Raw genomic sequence first — 17,599 nt, forward strand, 5'->3', positions numbered from 1 at the left:
TGAAAAGTTCCTGCGACGGCCCGCTAGAGAATCGCGTCCTCGCCGTCCACCAGCGGGTTGCCATCGCCCAGGCGCGAGCGCAAGCGCCCGCGCAACAGCAACTTGCGCTGCGCCTGATCCGGCAAGTCGGTAAACAGGATCACGCCGCGGTCGGCCAGCAGCGATACCAGATCCTCCACCACCCGCGCGAGGTTCGTGTCGGTGGCGGCAAGCGCCGCGGCCGTCGTTTCCTGATCGCCGTGGCGCAACAGGAATTCGAGCACGTCCGGATGGTTGGCCGGCAGCGGCGGCTCGCCGCTCGCCGGCGGCTCGGCCGACACGCCGCTCACCTTGCCGTCGGCACCACGCTGCACGTAGAACATTTCGGATCCCAGGGTTGGTGGCCATCATCATGGTGCGGCCGGGCTCGGGCTGTCCCGGTATCGACCAGGCCCGGCAGTTCCTTGATTCCCGCCGCGCCCACGGCCCGGACCCCGCGACCTGCGGTCACAGCATCGTGCTGCCGCCGTTCACGCTGATCACCTGGCCGGTGACGAACGACGCCTGCTGGGAAGCCAGGAAGCTCACCACGGCGGCGACCTCCGTCATTTCGCCCGGCCGGCCCTTGGGGATGACGCCGACGAACTTCTCGAACGCCTGCGGGTAAGCCTTGACCAGCTCGTCCACCTGCTCGGTGCGCACGGCGCATGGCGCGACGGTGTTGAAGGTGATGTCCTGCGCCGCGAACTCGCGCGCGAGACCCGTGGTGAGGCCGTGCACGCCGCCCTTGGCGGCGTTGTACGCCGCGTGCTCCCACAGGCCGTTGCGCACGGAATCGGCGCCGATGTTCACCATCCGCCCGTAGCCCTGGCGCAGCATCACCGGCAGCACCACGCGGCTCGCCCACAGCACGGTCCACAGGTTGCGGTCGATGGTGGTGTGCAGCGTTTCGGGCGTGTGTTCCAGGAACGGCTTGATCACGCCGCCGCCGGCGTTGTTGACCAGGATGTCGATGCGCCCGAAGGCGGCGAGCGCGGCGTCCGTCATGGCCTGGTTGGCGGCCTCGGTGGCCAGGTCCGCCACATGGCAGGCGGTGCGCACGCCGTACTCGGCGCCGATGGCCGCGGCGGTGGCGCGCAGCGTGTCGCCGTCCATGTCGGCCAGCAGCAGGTCGGCGCCCTCGCGCGCCAGCTCGCGCGCGATGGCGCGGCCGATGCCCCTGGCGGCGCCGGTGACGATGGCGGCGCGGTCCTTGTGGAGACTCATGCGCTCAGCCCTCCGCGGCCGGCTCGAAGCGGCCGGTGGAGGCAAACCGCGGGTCCGGCACGTTGCCCCAGTAGTCGAGCGAATCCGGCCGCGCCTCCAGCACGCGCGCCTTGCGCGGGCGCTCCTCGGGGAACTCTTCCATGCCGTAGCTGTATTCGACGGTCATGCCGTCCGGGTCGAGGAAGTACAGGAAGATGCTGCCGGACGGCGGGTGGCGGCCCGGGCCGTAGACGATCGGCACGTCGTGGCGCTTGACGCGCGTGAGCGCGCAGCCGATGTCGTCGATGTCGGTCACCATGAAGTTGACGTGGTTCAGGCCCGGCTCCTTGCGCGTGGCGGCGGCGTTGCCGACGCCGAGCGAGTGGTGGTACGGGTTCGGGAAGCAGCGCATGAAGGCGATGAAGCCGTCCACGTAGTCCGAGATGCGGAAGTTGAGCGTCTCCTTGAAGAACTTGACCGCTTCCGGCCAGCGGTCGACGTTCAGCACCACGTGCCCGAGGCGCGCGATCTTGGTGACGGTGGGCGTGTAGGTGCTGCCGCGTTCGAGCTGGCCTTCATAAAACTCGAACGTGAGCCCGCTGAACGGCTCGCGGATGCGCAGCGTGCGCCGCTGGCGCAGCGCCCGGCATTCCTCGGGCGACAGGTACGCGGGCTTGAGGCCGGCCGCTTGCAGGTGCTCATAGAGCGCGTCGAGTTCCTCCGGCTGCTCCATTTCCCAGCCGACGCGCTTGAGGCCCACCTCGCCGCCCTCGTAGAGCACGACGTTGTGGTGATCTGCGCTGCAGGCGAAGAACGCCGGGCCGCCGTCCACCTGCTCGTTCAGTTGCAGGCCGACCAGGTCGCGGTAGAACGGCACCGACCGGGCGAGATCGCTCACGTTGAGCGCGACGTAGCCGAGTTTCTTGTAGCGGAACATGGGTTTCTCCTTGAGATTACGGCGGCGCAGGCCAGGGCTGGCTTGCTCACGGATCAGGCGCTTTCGCGCGTGATCGGTGGAGCCCGTCGCGGACGTGTGCCGCGACGGGCGAAGCGATTCAAAGAATCGCGCTCACCATGCCGTGCGGGCGCAGGCCGTCGATGTCCAGCATCACGCGCTTGCTCTTGATACGCAGGCCGGCGGGCGTGCGCACCAGCCTGTGCACGGTGTGGCACACGAACGTGTCTAGGTTCTGCCGCTTGGCGCGGTAGACCACCTGGTTGCTGGCCACGGTCACACCGGCCTCGTCCTGCTCCAGGATGCGCACGTTGTGGATGGTGTGGCGCACCTTCGAGTGCGGGAATTCCACGTGCGCGGTGCGCCGCGTCAGGCGCTTGGCGCGCTGCACCAGGCGGTGGTGGTCGTCGTTGATGATGAACAGCGCCGCGTTCTTGTCCGCGTCCGGCAGGTCCGTCGGCGGCACCAGGTACTCGCCGTCCTCGGTGAACAGCCCGGACCATTCCATCGTCTTCCAGTCATCCAGCAGGGCCGCCTCGTGGTAGAGAAAATCCTCCACCTCGGCCCGGGTCAGCAGTGCCATCGTTGTGTTCCTTGGTTTGAGTAACGCTTAACCCTTCGCGCCCATCAGCTCGTCCCAGCGAATCCAGAACGAGCGCATCTGCACCTCGTCGTCGCCCTGGTTGTTGTCCGGCCGGTTCATGCCCTTGGAAATGTCGTTCCAGCCGACTTCCGGCATGTTCTGGTAGGCCTGCTGGCACAGCTCGAGCATTTCCACGTCGTCCGGCGTGGCGAAGCCGGCCGGGCCGAGGAACTCGTTGAAGTTGTACTGCCGCCAGGCGCGCATCTGGGCGTGCTCGCCGCGCGGCGCCAGCGACACCGCGTTCACCTCCAGATACCCCGGCGTCACCGGCTGGAAGGTGCGCACCGTCAGACCCATGATGTCGTTGATGATGAGGTTCGGAAAAATCAGGATGTTGCGGTTCCAGTTGGCGATGCGGTCGGCGCGCTTGTCGCCAAGACGCGCCGACAGTTCGGCCCGGACGCGCGCGATTTCCTGCTTGCCGGACTCGCCCCACTGCGGCACCCATTGCGCCACCGGCCGGCCCCACGGCGCCTGGTATTCGATGACCGCGTGGCCGTTGCCGAGGCTCTTGCCGCCGCCACCAACGTCGTGCGGGTTGAAGTCCTCGCGGAACACGCCCACCGTGGCGCGCAGGTAGTCGAAGTAGGACGCGTGCGCGGTGATGGCGTGGTAACCGTCGGCGCTGTTCTCGTACAGCAGCTTCCAGTTGGCGCGCATGGAGTACACCTGCTCGCCCGGCGTCACCTCCATGCCCTGCGCGCCCTGGTCGGCGACCAGGTCGAGATACTCGGCGGCGCCGGCGAGGTAGGTTTTCAGGTCGCCCGCGGCCGGGTCGAAGTTCACGAAGATGAAGTCGCGGTAGACGTCCACCTGCGCCGGCGACACCAGGTCCTTGGCGCCGTTGTCGAAGAACCCCTCCGGAAAGCCGCTCGCGCCCGGCTGCTCGACCATGCCGCCCTGGGTGTCGAAGGTCCAGCCGTGGTACGGGCAGGTCAGGCGCTTGGCGTTGCCCTGCTTCTCGCGGCACACCATGGCGCCGCGGTGGGTGCAGGTGTTGAAGTACACCTTGACCGCGCCGTCCTCGCCCCGCCACAGGAACAACTGCCGGCCACCCACCTTGCGCGCCACGAAATCGCCGGATTTGGGGATTTCCGAGGCGTGGCCGGCGTAAATCCAGCAGCGGCCGAAGATCTCCGCCCGCTCCTTGTCCAGCACCGCCGGATCGGTAAACGCCCAGCGCGGCACCAGAAACTCGCTGCGCTGCGGGTCGATACGGATGAAATGCGTGCCGCCCAGGCCGGGTTCGACGGGTTTGTTCATGGGGCTCTCCGAAGCGGGGAACGGGGTCGGCGCTGGCCGAACGGGCGTTAACTTTACGCGTTACAAGGCGCTTGCAAAAAGGGGAGCGACCGTGCGCTTGACGCCGGGCAAGCCGCTTGCCGTTGCTAGAATCGAGCGGCCTCGACTACCGGAACCGCCATGTTCAAGCCCGCCGCCTTCGGCCCCGCCATCCAGCAACGTCGCCGCGGTCTGCCGCCCATCCGCGACCCGCGCCACCCCGCCAGCCGCGCGCCGCGCATCTTTGCCGACAGCGCCGACATCGGCGACATCGAACCGCTGTACCGGGCCGGCATCATCACCGGCGTGACCACCAACCCGACGCTGGTGAAACGGGCGGGCGCCAGCTCGTGGGCGCAGGCCAAGGCCATGCTGACGGACATCCTGAATTTGCTGGCGCCGAACCCGGTGAGTCTGGAGCTGACCGAACTCAGCCACGACGCCATGCTGGTGCAGGCGCAGGAACTGGCCGCGCTCGGCAGCAACGCCGTCATCAAGGTGCCGGTCGGCGGCTACCGCGCAATCGATGCGCACGCCGACCCGTTCACCGGTCTGAAGGTAATCCGCGCGCTGTGGGAGCAGGGCATCCACACCAACGCCACGCTGGTGTTCAACACCACGCAGGCGTTCTGGGCGGCCAACGCCGGCGCGAGCTGCGTGAGCCCGTTCCTGGGTCGCGTGGCGGACTACCTCGCCAGGCACGACGACGCCGACGGCCTGCCCGGCAATTCGCTCTATCAGGCCAGCAACCCGCAGCGCCACCACAACACCGAGTACGTGGCCTGCGGCGGCCCGCTGCACGACGCGGGCTCCCGCCTGGTGCAGGAAATCGTCACCACCTTCGCGCACTACGACATCGGCACGGAAGTGCTGGCCGCCAGCATCCGCAACCCGGCGCAGTTGTCCGAAATGCTGCTTGCCGGGGCCGACATCCTGACCGTGCCGGCACCGATCCTGGCCGGCGTGGCCGACCACCCACTGACCGACCTTGGCATGCAGGCGTTCGTCGCGGATGCCGCGGTGTTCAGCGGGGGCTGAGACGCCGCAGGCAGCGGCGCCTGCTCAGGCGAGCGCCTTGCTGACCACCTCGTAAAGATCCTTGGACAGCCTGGCCGCGGCCAGGCGTTCGAGTTCCCCACGCATCAGCGCCTGCCGGCCGGGCTCGTAGCGCCGCCAGCGGGCGAGCGCCTGCGCCAGCCGCGCCGCCAGCATGGGGTTGAAGCCGTCGATGGCCAGCACCTGCTCGGCCAGGAAGGCGTAGCCCGCGCCATCCGCGGCGTGAAAGCGCGCCGGGTTGCTGTTGACGAAGGCGCCGACCAGCGCCCGCACGCGGTTCGGGTTCCGCGGTGCGTAGGCCGGGTGCGTAAGCAGCGCCTTCACGTCGTCGAGCGCCGCGGCACGGCGCGACATGGCCTGCACGGACAGCCAGCGGTCGAGCACGATGGCGTCGCCCTGCCAGCGGCGGTAGAAAGCATCCAGCGCCTGCGCACGCTCGGGCACGTCGAGCTGCGCCAGCAGCGCGAGCGCGGCGGCGCTGTCGGTCATGTTGTCGGCGGCGTCGAACTGCGCCCGGCACAGAGCCGGGCCGACATCGTCGAGCTCGGCCAGATACCCCAGACACGCGTTACGCAGGCTGCGACGGCCGACGTCGGTCGCCTCGAAACGGTACGAACCGCTCGGCGCCAGTGCCTCGTAGCGCGCCAGCAGTTCCTGCCGCAGACGCTCGGCCAGCGCGCGGCGCATGAAAAGGCGCACCTCGTGAATGGCCTGCGGGTCGATCGGCTCGACCTCTCCAGCAATGAAGGTTTCCGAGGGCAGCGTGAGCAGCTCTGCCACCAGTGCGGGATCGAGCGCAGTGTCCGTCAGGCAGCGCCGGGCGGCTTCGAGCAGGCTCGCGTCGAGTTCGAACGCCGCGCCGGCTGCGTGTGCCGCCAGCAGACGGCGGATCAGGCGCAAGTAAAGCTGCTGGCTCGCCTCATAGCGGGCGAACGGGTCCGGATCGTGCGCCAGCAGGTGCGCGAGTTCGGCGTCGGTAAGGTCGACATTCAAGCGCACCGGCGCGGAGAAGCCGCGCGGCAGCGACGGCACCGGCGGCGCGGCGATGTCCTCGAAAGTAAAGGTCTGCTCGGCGTGCTCCAGCAGCACCACGCGGCTGGTACCGGTCGCAGCCGCCTCTTCTTCGAGCCGCAGCGGCAATTCCTGGCCGTCCGCACCCAAAAGGCCGAGCGCGACCGGTATCGGCAGCGGCTTCTTGTCGGGCTGACCCGGCGTCGGCGCCGTGTGCTGGCGCAGGGTCAGGTGATAGCGACGCGCGGCGGGGTCGTGCCGGCGCTCGACCGTGAGCTGCGGCGTGCCGGCCTGCCGGTACCAGTCCATGAAGGGCGCCAGATCCTTGCCGCTGCCATCCGCGAGTGCGGCGACGAAATCCTCGACCGTCACCGCCTGCCCGTCGTGGCGCTCGAAGTACAGGTCCATGCCGCGCCGGAAGGCGGCCTCGCCGAGCATGGTGTGCAGCATGCGCACCACCTCGGCGCCCTTCTGGTACACGGTGCTGGTGTAGAAGTTGTTGATCTCGATGTACGACTCCGGCCGCACCGGGTGCGCCAGCGGGCCGCCGTCCTCCGCGAATTGCACCGTGCGCAGGTTCCGCACGTCGGCGATGCGCTTTACCGCCGCCGAGCCCATGTCGGCCGAGAACTGTTGGTCGCGGAATACCGTGAGCCCCTCCTTCAGCGACAGCTGGAACCAGTCGCGGCAGGTGATGCGATTGCCGGTCCAGTTGTGGAAGTACTCGTGCGCGATGATCGACTCGATGTACTGGTAGTCGAGGTCGGTGGCGCGCTCCGCATCCGCCATCACGTACTTGGCGTTGAAGACGTTGAGGCCCTTGTTCTCCATGGCCCCCATGTTGAAGTCGTCCACCGCCACGATGTGGAACACGTCGAGGTCGTACTCACGGCCGTAGACGCGCTCGTCCCAGGCCATGGATTTTTTCAGCGCCGCCATGGCGTGCCCGCACTGGGTGACGTACTGCGGCTCGGTGTGGATGAAAAGCTGCACCGTGCGGCCGCTGGCGGTGACGAAGGTGTCGGCGAGTGCGTCGAGCTGCCCCGCCACCAGCGCAAACAGATACGCCGGCTTGCGGAAGGGATCCTCGAAGGTGGCGAAGTGGCGGCCGTCCGGCAGCTCGCCCGCGGCCACGCGGTTGCCGTTGCTCAACAGCAGCGGGAACGCCGCCCGGTCCGCCCGCAGCGTGGTGGTGAACGGCGCCAGCACGTCCGGGCGGTCCGGGTAGTAGGTGATGCGCCGAAAGCCCTCCGCCTCGCACTGCGTGCACAGCATGCCGCGCGAGGTGTAGAGCCCCTCCAGCGCCGCGTTGGCGGACGGGTCGATGTCCACCTCGGTTTCGATGGTCACGCGGTCCGGCAGACCCGGGATGGTGAGCGCGTCGGCGGACACCTCGTACTCGCTCGGGCGCATCACGTAGCCGTCGCGGCTGACGCGGCGCAGCGTGAGCTGCTGGCCGTCCAGCACCAGCGGCGCGTCGCGCCGGCCGGCCGGGTTGCGGCGCAGGTCGAGCGTGCAGCGCACGCGTGTGCTGGCGGGGGCCAGGTCGAAGTCGAGCTGCACGCGCTCGACGAGGAATTCCGGCGGGCGGTAGCTCTTCAGTTCAATGGCGCGGGGGGCGGCGTCACGCATGGGGCACTCTCGGGGGATAGTGTGCAGGCATTGTCGGCAGCACCTGCGGTAGCGGCAACCGCCGCGGCCGGGTCACGCCACTCGCCGCCGTGACCTGCACGCAGGTAATCTGCGCGGCACGTCTACCCAACCCGCCGGTATCCATGCCCGAAGCCACCCGCGCCGCGCTGTTCGACCTCGACGGCACGCTGCTCGATTCGATTCCGGCCTTCCTCGCCATCACCCGCCGCGCCTGCCGCGAGCTCGGCTGGCCGCAACCGGCACCGGGCTATATCCGCGAGGTGATGACGCTCGGCCGCTCGCCCATCGAGGCCCTGCTGGGGCCGGTGCCGGACCCGGACGCACGGCGCCGCGAACTGACCGCCGCCAGCATGGCGCTGTGGCAGGACGTGTTCGCCGAGGAGGCGCGGCTGTTCCACGACACGCTCGCCGTGCTGCGCCACCTGTCCGGCGCCGGCTGGCGACTGGGCATCGTCACCGACTCCAATCACTTTGTGGTCAGCCGGCTCACCGACACGCCGGGCTGCCCGGCAATCGACGTGGTCATCACGCGCGAGGAAGCACCGGCCCGCAAGCCCTCGCCAAGCGGCATCGAGCTCGCCTTGAACCTCCTGGGCCTGCCCCCGACGGCGGCGATCTACGTCGGCGACAACCCGATCGACATCCAGGCCGCGCACGGTGCGGGCGTGCGGGCGTTCGGCATCACCACCGGCGCCGCGCTGCGCGAGGACCTGCTGCCGCACCGGCCGCACGCGGTGCTGGACTCGCTGTCCGAACTGCCGGGGCACCTGGCGGCGCCGCAGCCCGCCGCGCCCGACTCGCCCGCGGTGCCGATAGTGAGCGGCACGCTGGCCCAGGGGCTCGGCGAGGCCGGTGGCTTCCTCGACATTCCGTGGGTGCGGGAGGCCATCGCGCTCGCGCTGGGCCGGCCGTTCTTTCCCGGCACGGTCAACCTGACACTCACCCCGCAGGCGGCGGCGCAGGTCGCCCGCCAGCGCCACGACCCGCGCCTTCGCCGTTTCGAGTTGCCCGCGCGCGGCGACTACTGCCCTGCCCTGCTGCACGCGGTCGAGCTGTCGCATCGCTTCATGCGCACGCCGGCCCTGCTGCTGTGGCCGCAGGTGACCGGGTACCCGGACGACAAGCTCGAACTGATCTGCCCCATGCCGCTGCGCAGCGGCTGGGTACTCAGCGACGGCGCGCGCCTCGACGTGCGCTATCTCACCCTGGAGGAACCGTGGCCATGAACCTGCCCGAGCTGAGCACCGACGACCTTGCGCGCCTGCGCCTGCAGGAGTGCCAGGGCACGCTGATCGGCGGCATGAAGGTCGCCTGCGGACTCGGCATCAACGCCGAGCAGTTCGGCTTTCGGATGATGATGGAACAGGGCATCAACTGGGCGCGCCTGTGCGGCGACCTCGACCGCATCGCGCGCATCTTTTACGAGCACTACCAGGTGACCTACGGCTTTGGCGCCGCGCTGCGGGTGAGCGTCGACGCCGACTCGGTGCGTTTTGACATGTCAGCACTGGAGTCGGCCGCCGCCGGGCAGCTCGCGCACTGGCAGATGCCGGCGGCGGCGCTGCACGACCTGAACCGCGGCTTCTGGCGGGCGCTGACCGAAAATGCCGGCATTACGGCCACGCTGGAGTTCAAGGCGGACGGGCACACCGTGACCGTGCGCCGGGGCTAGCCGGTCGGCCCCTGGACGCACCCGGATAACGCCTCGCTAACGCCCGCCGCCGGCGATGAACGGCGGCCGGGCCAGCCACACCAGCGCCAGCAGCGGCGGCAGCAGCCAACAGCTCGCGTAGAACAGATCATTGGCGCCCAGCATGTTGGCCTGACGCGCCAGCAGTCGCTCGGCCAGCGCGTATTGCGCCGGCAGCGCGTCAGCCACACGCTCGCCGCCGTAGGCCCACAACCGGGCCAGCGTATCGGGGCCAAAGACCTCCGCCAGACGCGCGTGGTGCAGCGTCTCGCGCCGGTCCCACACGGTGATGCCGAGCGACACCCCGATGCTGCCGGCGAGCGTGCGCGTGAAATAGAACACGCCGGTCGCGGCGGCCAGGCGCTGCGGCGGCATGTTGGACAGCGCAATGGTCAGCAGGGGCACGAAGAACATGCCGAGCCCCGCTCCCTGCACCAGGCGCGGCAACGCGGCATGCCAGATGCTGGCTTCGGTGTTCATGCGACTGGCCAGCCAGGTGCCCAGCCACAGGAAAAAGAAACTCGCCGTGAGCAGGTACTTCAAATTGAAGCGGCCCAGCAGACGCCCGACGATGGGTGTCAGCAACATGATGAACACGCCGAACGCCGCCGTCGCCACACCAGCCCAGGTGGGCGTGTAGCCCATGTTGGTCTGCAACCACAGCGGGAACACCACCAACCCGGCAAACAGGACCGCCCACGGCAGCGACGTCGCCATGGCGCCGATGAAGAAGTTGCGGTCCCGGTACAGGCTGAGATCCACCACCGGGTGGCGATCGCCGAGCTCCCAGATCACGAACACGATCAGCGCCAGCGCCGCCACGATGCCGAGCGTGAGGCCGAGCGGCGAGGCGAACCAGTCGATCTCCTGGCCCTTGTCGAGCAGCACCTGCAGCGCCGTCACCCACACCACCAGCAGACCGACGCCGACCAGATCGATCGGCAGTTCGGCACGCTCGGTCTCGCGCTCGCGCAAAGTGGCCCACACCAGCCCTGCCGCCAACAGGCCCAGCGGCAGGTTGATGTAGAAAATCCACGGCCACGACCAGTTATCGGTGATGGCACCGCCGATGATGGGGCCGGTCAGCGGCGCGATCGTCACCGTCATCGACACCACGGCCATGGCCATGCCCTTCAGGTGGGCGGGAAAGTGGCGCAGCAGCAGGGCCTGCGACAACGGCAGCATGGGCCCGGACACCACGCCCTGCAGGATGCGCATGATCACCAGCGTTTCCAGATTCGGCGCTAACCCGCACAGCAGCGAGAACAGCGTGAACAGCAGCCCGGCGCCGACGAACAGGCGCACCTCACCGAACCGGCGCGACAGCCAGCCGGTCAGCGGCAGCGCGATGGCATTGGCAGCCGTGAAGGAGGTGATGGCCCAGGTGCCCTGACTGGGGCTGACCGCCAGATCGCCCGAGATGTTGGGAATGGCCACATTGGCCACCGCGAAATCGAGCGACACCAGAAACGTGCCGAGCCCCAGGCCGGCCGTCATCAGCGCCAGCTGGCCCCTCGGCATCGGCGCCGCGGTCACTCCGCGGCCCGGTCCTGCCCGACGGCGACGAACGCCGCCTGTACGCGCTGCGCTACCGATGCCTCGATGGCGGCCAGCCGCTCGGTATACACCGCCGTGGCGTAGCGGCCGTCGGCCGGCGCCGGCGCGCCGGTGACCAGCTCACCGTCACGATCCCGGGTGTCGACCACGGCTTCCACCGACGCGCCCAGAGGCAACGGTCGGCCGCCCAGCGATTCGCGGTCGATGGCCACCCGCACCGGTACGCGCTGCACGATCTTGATCCAGTTGCCGGTCGCGTTCTGCGGCGGCAGCAACGAGAACACACTGCCGGTGCCGGCCCCGATGCCGCTGACGCGGCCTGAAAAGGCGAACCGGTTGCCGTACAGATCGCTCGTCATGTGTACCGGCTGGCCGAGCCGCAGGTTGGCCAGCTGGCCTTCCTTGAAATTGACCTCCACCCACACCGCGTCGAGCGGCACGATGTCCAGCAGACGGCTTGACGGCGACACCTGCTGGCCGACCTGCACCTGGCGCTGCGCCACCTGCCCGTCGGCCGGCGCCAGGATCCGGCACCGCGCCAGCAGCAGATATGCCTCGCGCAGGCGGGCTGCCGCCTGCAACACGCGCGGGTGCTCGCGCGGCGGGCCGGAGCCGAGGTTCGCCTGTGCCACCGCCAGCTGACGGCGCGCCAGCCGCACCGCCACCCGCGCCGTGTTGGCATCCAGTTCCGCGTGGTTGAGTTCCTCGGCCGAGATGGACCGGCGCACCACCAGTCCGCGCCGGCGCTGCAGGTCGGCCAGCGCGCGATCGAGCTGCGCCTGGGCGAGGCCAACGGCCGCCGCCGCCCGCTCGCGGTCGGCCACCAGGGTGGTGACCTCACGTGCGGCATCGGCCAGCGCGGCCTCGGCCGTGGCCACCGCCAGGCGTGCGTCGGCGTCATCCAGGTGCACCAGCAGATCGCCGCGCCGCACCCGGTCGGTATCGTCCACCTGTACCGCGGTCACGGTGCCGGTGATCTGCGGCATCAAGGTCAGCTGGTTACCGACCACCTGGGCGTTTTCGGTGCGCTCCCGGTATTGGCCGTGCAGGCGCCACCAAGCCGACCAGGCCACACCCAGCACCAGCACAATCAATGCGAACAGCAGCAGCCGACGCCGCCGGCTACGGGTCGGTGGGTGTTCAGTGGCTTCCACGGCTCCCCCCTTGCGGGTCCGTCTGTGGTTCGAACCAGTCTTCTATTTATTTGACCACGCGCAGCTTCGGCCGCTCCCGCGGTGGCTCGGGCGCGCTCGGCGGTGCCGGCCCGTCCTCCACCGGAAACGTCATGCCCTGGCCGTTCTCGCGCGCATAGACTGCGAGCACGGCCAGCATGGGAACCCACACCTCGCGCGCCACGCCGCCGAAGCGCGCCCCGAACGACACATAGTCATTGTCGAGTTCGCGCTTCACGGTCGCGCGCTCGGCGATGTTAAGCACGATCTTGCCGGCCTTGACGTGCTCGGGCGGCACGCTCACGCCGTCGAGCGTTGCGTCAACCAGCATTTGCGGCGTGAGGCCGTTGTCCTCCATCCACTGCACCATCCCGCGCAGCAGATAGGGCTTGGCCGACGGCAGATTGTCCACCGGAAACGCGTCAGGCCGACTGGCCGTGGCGCATCTCGAATTCCTGCTCGGTGAGGCTGCTGCGAAACGCCGGCCGCGCGAACATGCGCTCGGCATAACGCAGGATCGGCCGCGCCGGCGGCGGCAGTTCCACGCCGTACACAGGCAGACGCCACAGCAGCACCGACAGCGCACAGTCGACCAGCGTCGGCCCCTCGCCGAACACGAACTCGTGCTGCTGGAACAGCGGCGCGATGGAGGCCAAACCGTCGCGCAGGGTCTTGCGCGCACCGGCAACGTCGGATTTCCTGTCGGGCTCGGTGAGCGTGCGGTGCAGGCTGAACCAGTCGCGGTCGATCCGCCACAGCATCAGCCGCGCCTGCGCGCGGTTGATGGGATCGACCGGCATCAGCGGCGGGTGCGGGAAGCGCTCATCGAGGTACTCCATGATGATCGCGGAGTTGTAGAGCACCAGCCCACGATCGACCAGCACCGGCAGGTCCCCGTAGGGATTCAGCTCGCGCAGGTCCTCCGGCAGGGCAGCCGGATCGACCGCCTCGATCTCGATCGAGATGTCCTTCTCGCACAGCACCAGGCGCGTGCGGTGGCTGTGGGGGCACACCACACCCGCGTAGAGCTTCATGTTGCGGATGCGTTCGGTGGTGAAACCGTCGGCATCGTTACCGTAGTCGAGCGGCTCGACCTTGGGCGCGGCAGCGGCCTTGGCCGGGGCAGGCGCGGCGGCCTTGGCGGGCGCCGCGACCTTGGGCGCGGCCGCGGCCTTGGGCGGGACCGCCGCCTTGGCCGTAGCGGCGGCCTTGGCCGGGGCGGATTCCTTCTTGGACGACTTGGAAGTCAACGCTTGGCCCTGTTCAGTGAATATCGCGCCAGTACTCGCGCTTGACCATGTAGGCCAGGCCCGCGAATACCATCAGAAACAGCATCACCTTGATGCCCAGGCCGTAGCGCACCAGCTTGGCCGGCTCGCCCATGTAGACCATGAAATTGACCAGATCCCGCACCACGGCGTCGTACTCGGCGGGCTTGAGCGTGCCCTCGGACACCGTCTTCAAGTGCCCGTCGTGCAGCGCCTGCGTGCCCTGCAGGTCGACCAGCACGTGCGGCATGGCGGCGTTCGGGAACACCGTGTTGTTGACGCCGAACGGTCGCGACGGGTCCAGGTAAAAGCTGCGCAGGTAGCCATACAGCCAGTCCGCGCCGCGCGAGCGGGCCGCCAATGTCAGGTCCGGGGGCACCTGGCCGAACCACCTGGCGCCATCCTTCTTGCCTAGTGCCACCCGCATCACCTGGTTCACGTCGCCGCCGTTGAAGACCATGTTGGTCTGCACCTGCTCGGCGGTGAGCCCCAGATCCTGCGCCACGCGCGAGTAGCGCATGAACTCGGCGCTGTGGCAGCTGACGCAATAGTTGACGAAGGTCCGCGCGCCGCGCTGCAGGCCGGCGCGATTGGACAGATCGACCTTGAACGGCTCCAGGGCCGCCCCCTCCGAGGCCACGCCCAGCGCCGGCGCCACGGCCAGCAGGCAAGCCAGAATCAGCTTTCTCATTTTGTGGTCACCCGGTCCGGAACTGGCTTGGTGCGATCAATCCTGGTGTAGACGGGCATCGCCAGGAAGAACAGGAAATACAACACCGACAGCACGCGCGCGATCAGCGTGTACAGGTCCGACACCGGCTTGGTGCCGAGGTAGCCGAGCCCGATGAAGCTGACCACGAACACGGCGAGCGCGATGCGGTTCAGGATTCCCCGATAGCGAATCGACTTGACCGGGCTGCGATCCAGCCACGGCACCAGGAACAGCACGAAGATCGCTGCCCCCATCGCCACCACGCCCAGGAACTTGTCCGGCACGGCGCGCAGGATCGAGTAGAACGGCGCGAAGTACCACAGCGGCGCGATGTGCGGCGGCGTGACCATGGCGTCGGCCGGCTTGAAGTTGTCGGGCTCCAGGAACTTGCCCCACATCTCCGGCACGAAGAACACGATGGCCGCGAAGATGATGGCGAACACCGACAGGCCCCAGATGTCCTTCACCGTGTAGTACGGGTGGAACGGGATGCCGTCGAGCGGCTTGCCGTCCGGGCCTTTCTTTTTCTTGATCTCGACACCGTCCGGGTTGTTGGAGCCGGTCTCGTGCAGCGCGATGATGTGGAAGAACACCAGCGCGATGATCAGCAGCGGCACCGCCACCACGTGCAGCGCGAAGAAGCGGTTCAGGGTCGGGTCACCGACGGCGAAGTCGCCGCGGATCCACAGCGACAGGCCGTCGCCGATCAGCGGAATCGCGCCGAACAGCGAGATGATCACCTGCGCGCCCCAGTACGACATCTGGCCCCAGGGCAGCAGGTAGCCCATGAAGGCCTCGGCCATCAACAGCACGTAGATGACCATGCCGAACAGCCACACCAGTTCCCGCGGCCCCTTGCCGGAGCCGTAGATGATCCCGCGGAACATGTGCAGGTACACCACCACGAAGAACATCGACGCGCCGGTGGAGTGCAGGTAGCGGATCAGCCACCCCCAGTTCACGTCGCGCATGATGTACTCGACCGACGCGAACGCGAGGTCTTCCGACGGCTTGTAGTGCATGGTCAGGAAGATGCCAGTCACGACCTGCAGCACCAGCACCGCCAGCGCCAGCGAACCGAAGAAGTACCAGAAGTTGAAGTTCTTGGGCGCGTAGTACTGCCCGACGTGATCGTCCCACCAGTCGAAGATGGGGAAGCGCTCGTCGATCCAGCGCGCCAGGCCCGAGCTGCGGTTGGCCATTAGGCGGTCTCCTGGTCTTCGCCGATGACGAGGCGGGTGTCGGTCAGATACTTGTGCGGCGGCACCGGCAGGTTCAGCGGCGGCGGCACGCCCTTGTAGACGCGGCCTGCCAGGTCATACCGGCCACCGTGGCACGGGCACAGGAAACCGCCCTGCCAGTCGGCGTCGACTTCACCGGCCTCGGCCCGCAGCTGCGGCGAGCAGCCCAGGTGCGTACACACGCCGAGCAGCACCAGGTAGTCGGGCTTGATCGAGCGCTGCGCGTTCACGGTATAGGCAGGCTGCTCGGACTCGGCCGAGTCGGGGTCGCGCAGCGCATCCGGCGACACCTTGGCGAGGTTGTCGAGTTCCTCCTGCGTGCGGCGCAGAATCCATACCGGCCGACGACGCCACTCGACCACCATCAGTTCGCCCGGACCGAGCTTGCCGATGTCCACCTCGACGGGCGCACCGGCGGCCTGGGCCTTGGCGCTCGGCTGCATGCTGGACACGAACGGCACCGCCGTTGCCGCCAAGCCCACTCCCCCCAGCGCTCCGGCCGTGCCGGCGAGCAGCCGACGGCGCGCGGGATCCACCGCATCGTTTGCCATAAATCTCGATTCCCTATGGAAAGCGGGCCAGCGTCGCCCGCACGAGTCGCGAGTCCCGAGCGGGCCTTGCGTGTCGCCGTGGGCAGCGACAGCCGGCAGGACGCCTCCCGGGCTGGTTGAAAGCCTCGGTATTGTGCCAAACGCGCGGCGGCCTCGCCAAGCCGGGGCACCGACCCGATGCGGGCCCGATGCACGATGAATGCCGACTGCTAGGATGCGCGCCCCTCGGTCGACTCAGCCGTGAAACCCGCTTCGAGACCAGCATGGCGATCAGCCGCAACCTCGTCCGTTACCTGCTGCAAGCGACCGTCTTCGGTGTGGCGGCAGGCCTCGCCATCGCCCTGCTGTGGCCGCAGCACGAGCCGCCGACGTCAACCGGACCCGCCGGTCTTGCGGCGCCAGCGCCACCCCGCGCGTCGCCGCCGACCGCCAACAGCTTTGCGCCGGCGGTCGAACGCGCCGCGCCGTCGGTCGTCAACATCTACAGCACCAAGGTCATCACGCGGTCCTACAACCCGCTGATCGACGACCCGTTGTTCCAGCGCTTCTTTGGCCGCGCGCCGGTGCCGCGCCAGCGGCTCGAATCGAGCCTCGGCTCGGGCGTGTTGCTGGACGGCGACGGTTTCATCGTCACCAACCACCACGTCATCGCCGACGCGGACGAGGTCGAGGTGGCGCTGCGGGACGGGCGCAGCGCCCGCGCCAGCATCGTCGGTAGCGACCCCACGACGGACCTTGCGCTGCTGCGGATAGAACTCGCGGACCTGCCGGCCATTATCCAGGGCGACGACGGCCAGGTGCGCATCGGTGATCTGGTGCTAGCGATCGGCAACCCGTTCGGCGTCGGGCAGACGGTGACGCTCGGCGTGGTGGGCGCGGTCGGGCGCGAGGCGCCCGGCATCAGCGCGGTCAACGATTTCATCCAGACCGACGCCGCCATCAATCCGGGAAATTCCGGCGGCGCGCTCATCAATGCCGACGGCGAGCTGATCGGCATCAACACCGCCATCTACAGCCGCAGCGGCGGTTCGGAGGGCATCGGCTTTGCCGTGCCGGTGAGCCTGGTGCGGCAGATCACGGCGCAACTGCGCGAACACGGCGAGGTACCGCGCGGCTGGCTTGGGCTCGAACTGCAGGAACTGACCCCGCAGCTTGCCGCCTCCCTGAACCTCGAACAGCACACCGGCGCGCTGGTGGCGGGCGTGTACCGCGACTCACCGGCGGCGCAGGCCGGCGTGCGACCGGGCGACCTGCTGCTGGGGCTCGACGCGCACGCGTTTGCGCGCGCCCGTGACGCGGCCGCCGTGCTCGCCGGACTGAGCCGCGACCAGGACGTGCGCCTGCGCCTGCTGCGGCATGGCCGGCAGGTCGAAACCCGCGCCACTGCCATCCGCCAGCCGGATTACGCGAGACGTTAAGACGGCGCCGCCGAGCGCCCGGCCGGCCGCCGGCACGTCTTTACGGGCACCGTCGCGCCAGCGCACGCCGTCTCGCCGGGGGCTGCGTGCCTGCTACACTGTCGCGCACTTCGTCGCCCGCTTTTCGGCCTGTCCGCCGAAGCCTTATCTCCGCTCAGGTTCCCCCG

The 17,599-nt window shown here is 68.8% G+C and carries 17 protein-coding genes; 4 read left to right on the top strand and 13 right to left on the bottom strand.

Annotated features, from left to right (window positions below):
* Positions 1 to 23: 23 nt before the first annotated feature.
* The 5 genes from AB7F93_RS01715 to AB7F93_RS01735 all read right to left on the bottom strand — a co-directional run bounded on the left by AB7F93_RS01715 (position 24) and on the right by AB7F93_RS01735 (position 4,085).
* Positions 24 to 362: a tryptophan synthase subunit beta gene (locus AB7F93_RS01715; RefSeq protein WP_428301149.1), complete on the bottom strand. Its 339-nt coding sequence runs from the start codon at positions 360 to 362 to the stop codon at positions 24 to 26.
* Positions 363 to 486: 124 nt separating this feature from the next.
* Positions 487 to 1,245, bottom strand: a complete 759-nt coding sequence (locus AB7F93_RS01720; RefSeq protein WP_428301150.1) for an SDR family NAD(P)-dependent oxidoreductase — start codon at positions 1,243 to 1,245, stop codon at positions 487 to 489.
* A 4-nt stretch (positions 1,246 to 1,249) separates the two neighbouring features.
* Complete coding sequence (locus tag AB7F93_RS01725) at positions 1,250 to 2,161, bottom strand: VOC family protein (RefSeq protein ID WP_428301151.1); 912 nt, start codon at positions 2,159 to 2,161, stop codon at positions 1,250 to 1,252.
* Between the two features lie 118 nt (positions 2,162 to 2,279).
* Entirely contained in the window at positions 2,280 to 2,762 is a 483-nt protein-coding gene (locus tag AB7F93_RS01730) for an aromatic-ring-hydroxylating dioxygenase subunit beta (RefSeq protein WP_428301152.1), read from the bottom strand.
* 27 nt (positions 2,763 to 2,789) lie between these two features.
* Complete coding sequence (locus AB7F93_RS01735; protein ID WP_428301153.1) at positions 2,790 to 4,085, bottom strand: aromatic ring-hydroxylating oxygenase subunit alpha; 1,296 nt, start codon at positions 4,083 to 4,085, stop codon at positions 2,790 to 2,792.
* A gap of 159 nt (positions 4,086 to 4,244) precedes the next feature.
* Between AB7F93_RS01735 and AB7F93_RS01740 the strand changes: the two genes are divergently transcribed.
* The gene (locus AB7F93_RS01740) at positions 4,245 to 5,141 is read left to right on the top strand and encodes a transaldolase family protein (RefSeq protein ID WP_428301154.1); all 897 of its coding nucleotides are present in this window, start codon (positions 4,245 to 4,247) and stop codon (positions 5,139 to 5,141) included.
* A 24-nt stretch (positions 5,142 to 5,165) separates the two neighbouring features.
* Here the strand turns inward: AB7F93_RS01740 and pepN are convergent, their stop codons facing one another.
* Positions 5,166 to 7,802: an aminopeptidase N gene (gene pepN / locus AB7F93_RS01745; RefSeq protein WP_428301155.1), complete on the bottom strand. Its 2,637-nt coding sequence runs from the start codon at positions 7,800 to 7,802 to the stop codon at positions 5,166 to 5,168.
* 143 nt (positions 7,803 to 7,945) lie between these two features.
* Here pepN and AB7F93_RS01750 point away from each other — a divergent pair, with 143 nt between their 5' ends.
* Positions 7,946 to 9,049, top strand: coding sequence for an HAD-IA family hydrolase (locus tag AB7F93_RS01750; protein WP_428301156.1), 1,104 nt, complete (start codon positions 7,946 to 7,948; stop codon positions 9,047 to 9,049).
* Positions 9,046 to 9,495: a hypothetical protein gene (locus tag AB7F93_RS01755; RefSeq protein ID WP_428301157.1), complete on the top strand. Its 450-nt coding sequence runs from the start codon at positions 9,046 to 9,048 to the stop codon at positions 9,493 to 9,495. The genes AB7F93_RS01750 and AB7F93_RS01755 overlap by 4 nt, the downstream gene beginning before the upstream one ends.
* A 36-nt stretch (positions 9,496 to 9,531) precedes the next feature.
* On the opposite strand, the gene AB7F93_RS01760 is transcribed toward AB7F93_RS01755, so the two are convergent.
* Genes AB7F93_RS01760 through petA form a run of 7 tightly spaced genes read right to left on the bottom strand, consistent with a single transcriptional unit; the run spans position 9,532 to position 16,014 of the window.
* A complete protein-coding gene (locus AB7F93_RS01760; protein ID WP_428301158.1) occupies positions 9,532 to 11,034 on the bottom strand; it encodes a DHA2 family efflux MFS transporter permease subunit in 1,503 nt (500 codons plus the stop codon).
* Positions 11,035 to 11,045: 11 nt separating this feature from the next.
* A complete protein-coding gene (locus AB7F93_RS01765; RefSeq protein WP_428301159.1) occupies positions 11,046 to 12,224 on the bottom strand; it encodes an efflux RND transporter periplasmic adaptor subunit in 1,179 nt (392 codons plus the stop codon).
* Between the two features lie 46 nt (positions 12,225 to 12,270).
* Positions 12,271 to 12,645, bottom strand: coding sequence for a ClpXP protease specificity-enhancing factor (locus tag AB7F93_RS01770; RefSeq protein ID WP_428301192.1), 375 nt, complete (start codon positions 12,643 to 12,645; stop codon positions 12,271 to 12,273).
* Between the two features lie 19 nt (positions 12,646 to 12,664).
* Complete coding sequence (locus tag AB7F93_RS01775) at positions 12,665 to 13,492, bottom strand: glutathione S-transferase N-terminal domain-containing protein (RefSeq protein ID WP_428301160.1); 828 nt, start codon at positions 13,490 to 13,492, stop codon at positions 12,665 to 12,667.
* A 13-nt stretch (positions 13,493 to 13,505) separates the two neighbouring features.
* A complete protein-coding gene (locus tag AB7F93_RS01780; RefSeq protein WP_428301161.1) occupies positions 13,506 to 14,201 on the bottom strand; it encodes a cytochrome c1 in 696 nt (231 codons plus the stop codon).
* On the bottom strand, positions 14,198 to 15,424 hold the full coding sequence (locus AB7F93_RS01785) for a cytochrome b (protein WP_428301162.1): 1,227 nt from the start codon (positions 15,422 to 15,424) through the stop codon (positions 14,198 to 14,200). Before AB7F93_RS01785 ends, AB7F93_RS01780 begins: the two co-directional genes overlap by 4 nt.
* A complete protein-coding gene (gene petA / locus AB7F93_RS01790; RefSeq protein WP_428301163.1) occupies positions 15,424 to 16,014 on the bottom strand; it encodes a ubiquinol-cytochrome c reductase iron-sulfur subunit in 591 nt (196 codons plus the stop codon). The genes AB7F93_RS01785 and petA overlap by 1 nt, the downstream gene beginning before the upstream one ends.
* Positions 16,015 to 16,277: 263 nt before the next feature.
* Between petA and AB7F93_RS01795 the strand changes: the two genes are divergently transcribed.
* A complete protein-coding gene (locus AB7F93_RS01795) occupies positions 16,278 to 17,432 on the top strand; it encodes a trypsin-like peptidase domain-containing protein (protein WP_428301164.1) in 1,155 nt (384 codons plus the stop codon).
* Positions 17,433 to 17,599 lie beyond the last annotated feature (167 nt).

It is taken from the genome of Immundisolibacter sp., from assembly GCF_050250495.1.
Classification (GTDB): Bacteria; Pseudomonadota; Gammaproteobacteria; order Immundisolibacterales; family Immundisolibacteraceae; genus Immundisolibacter.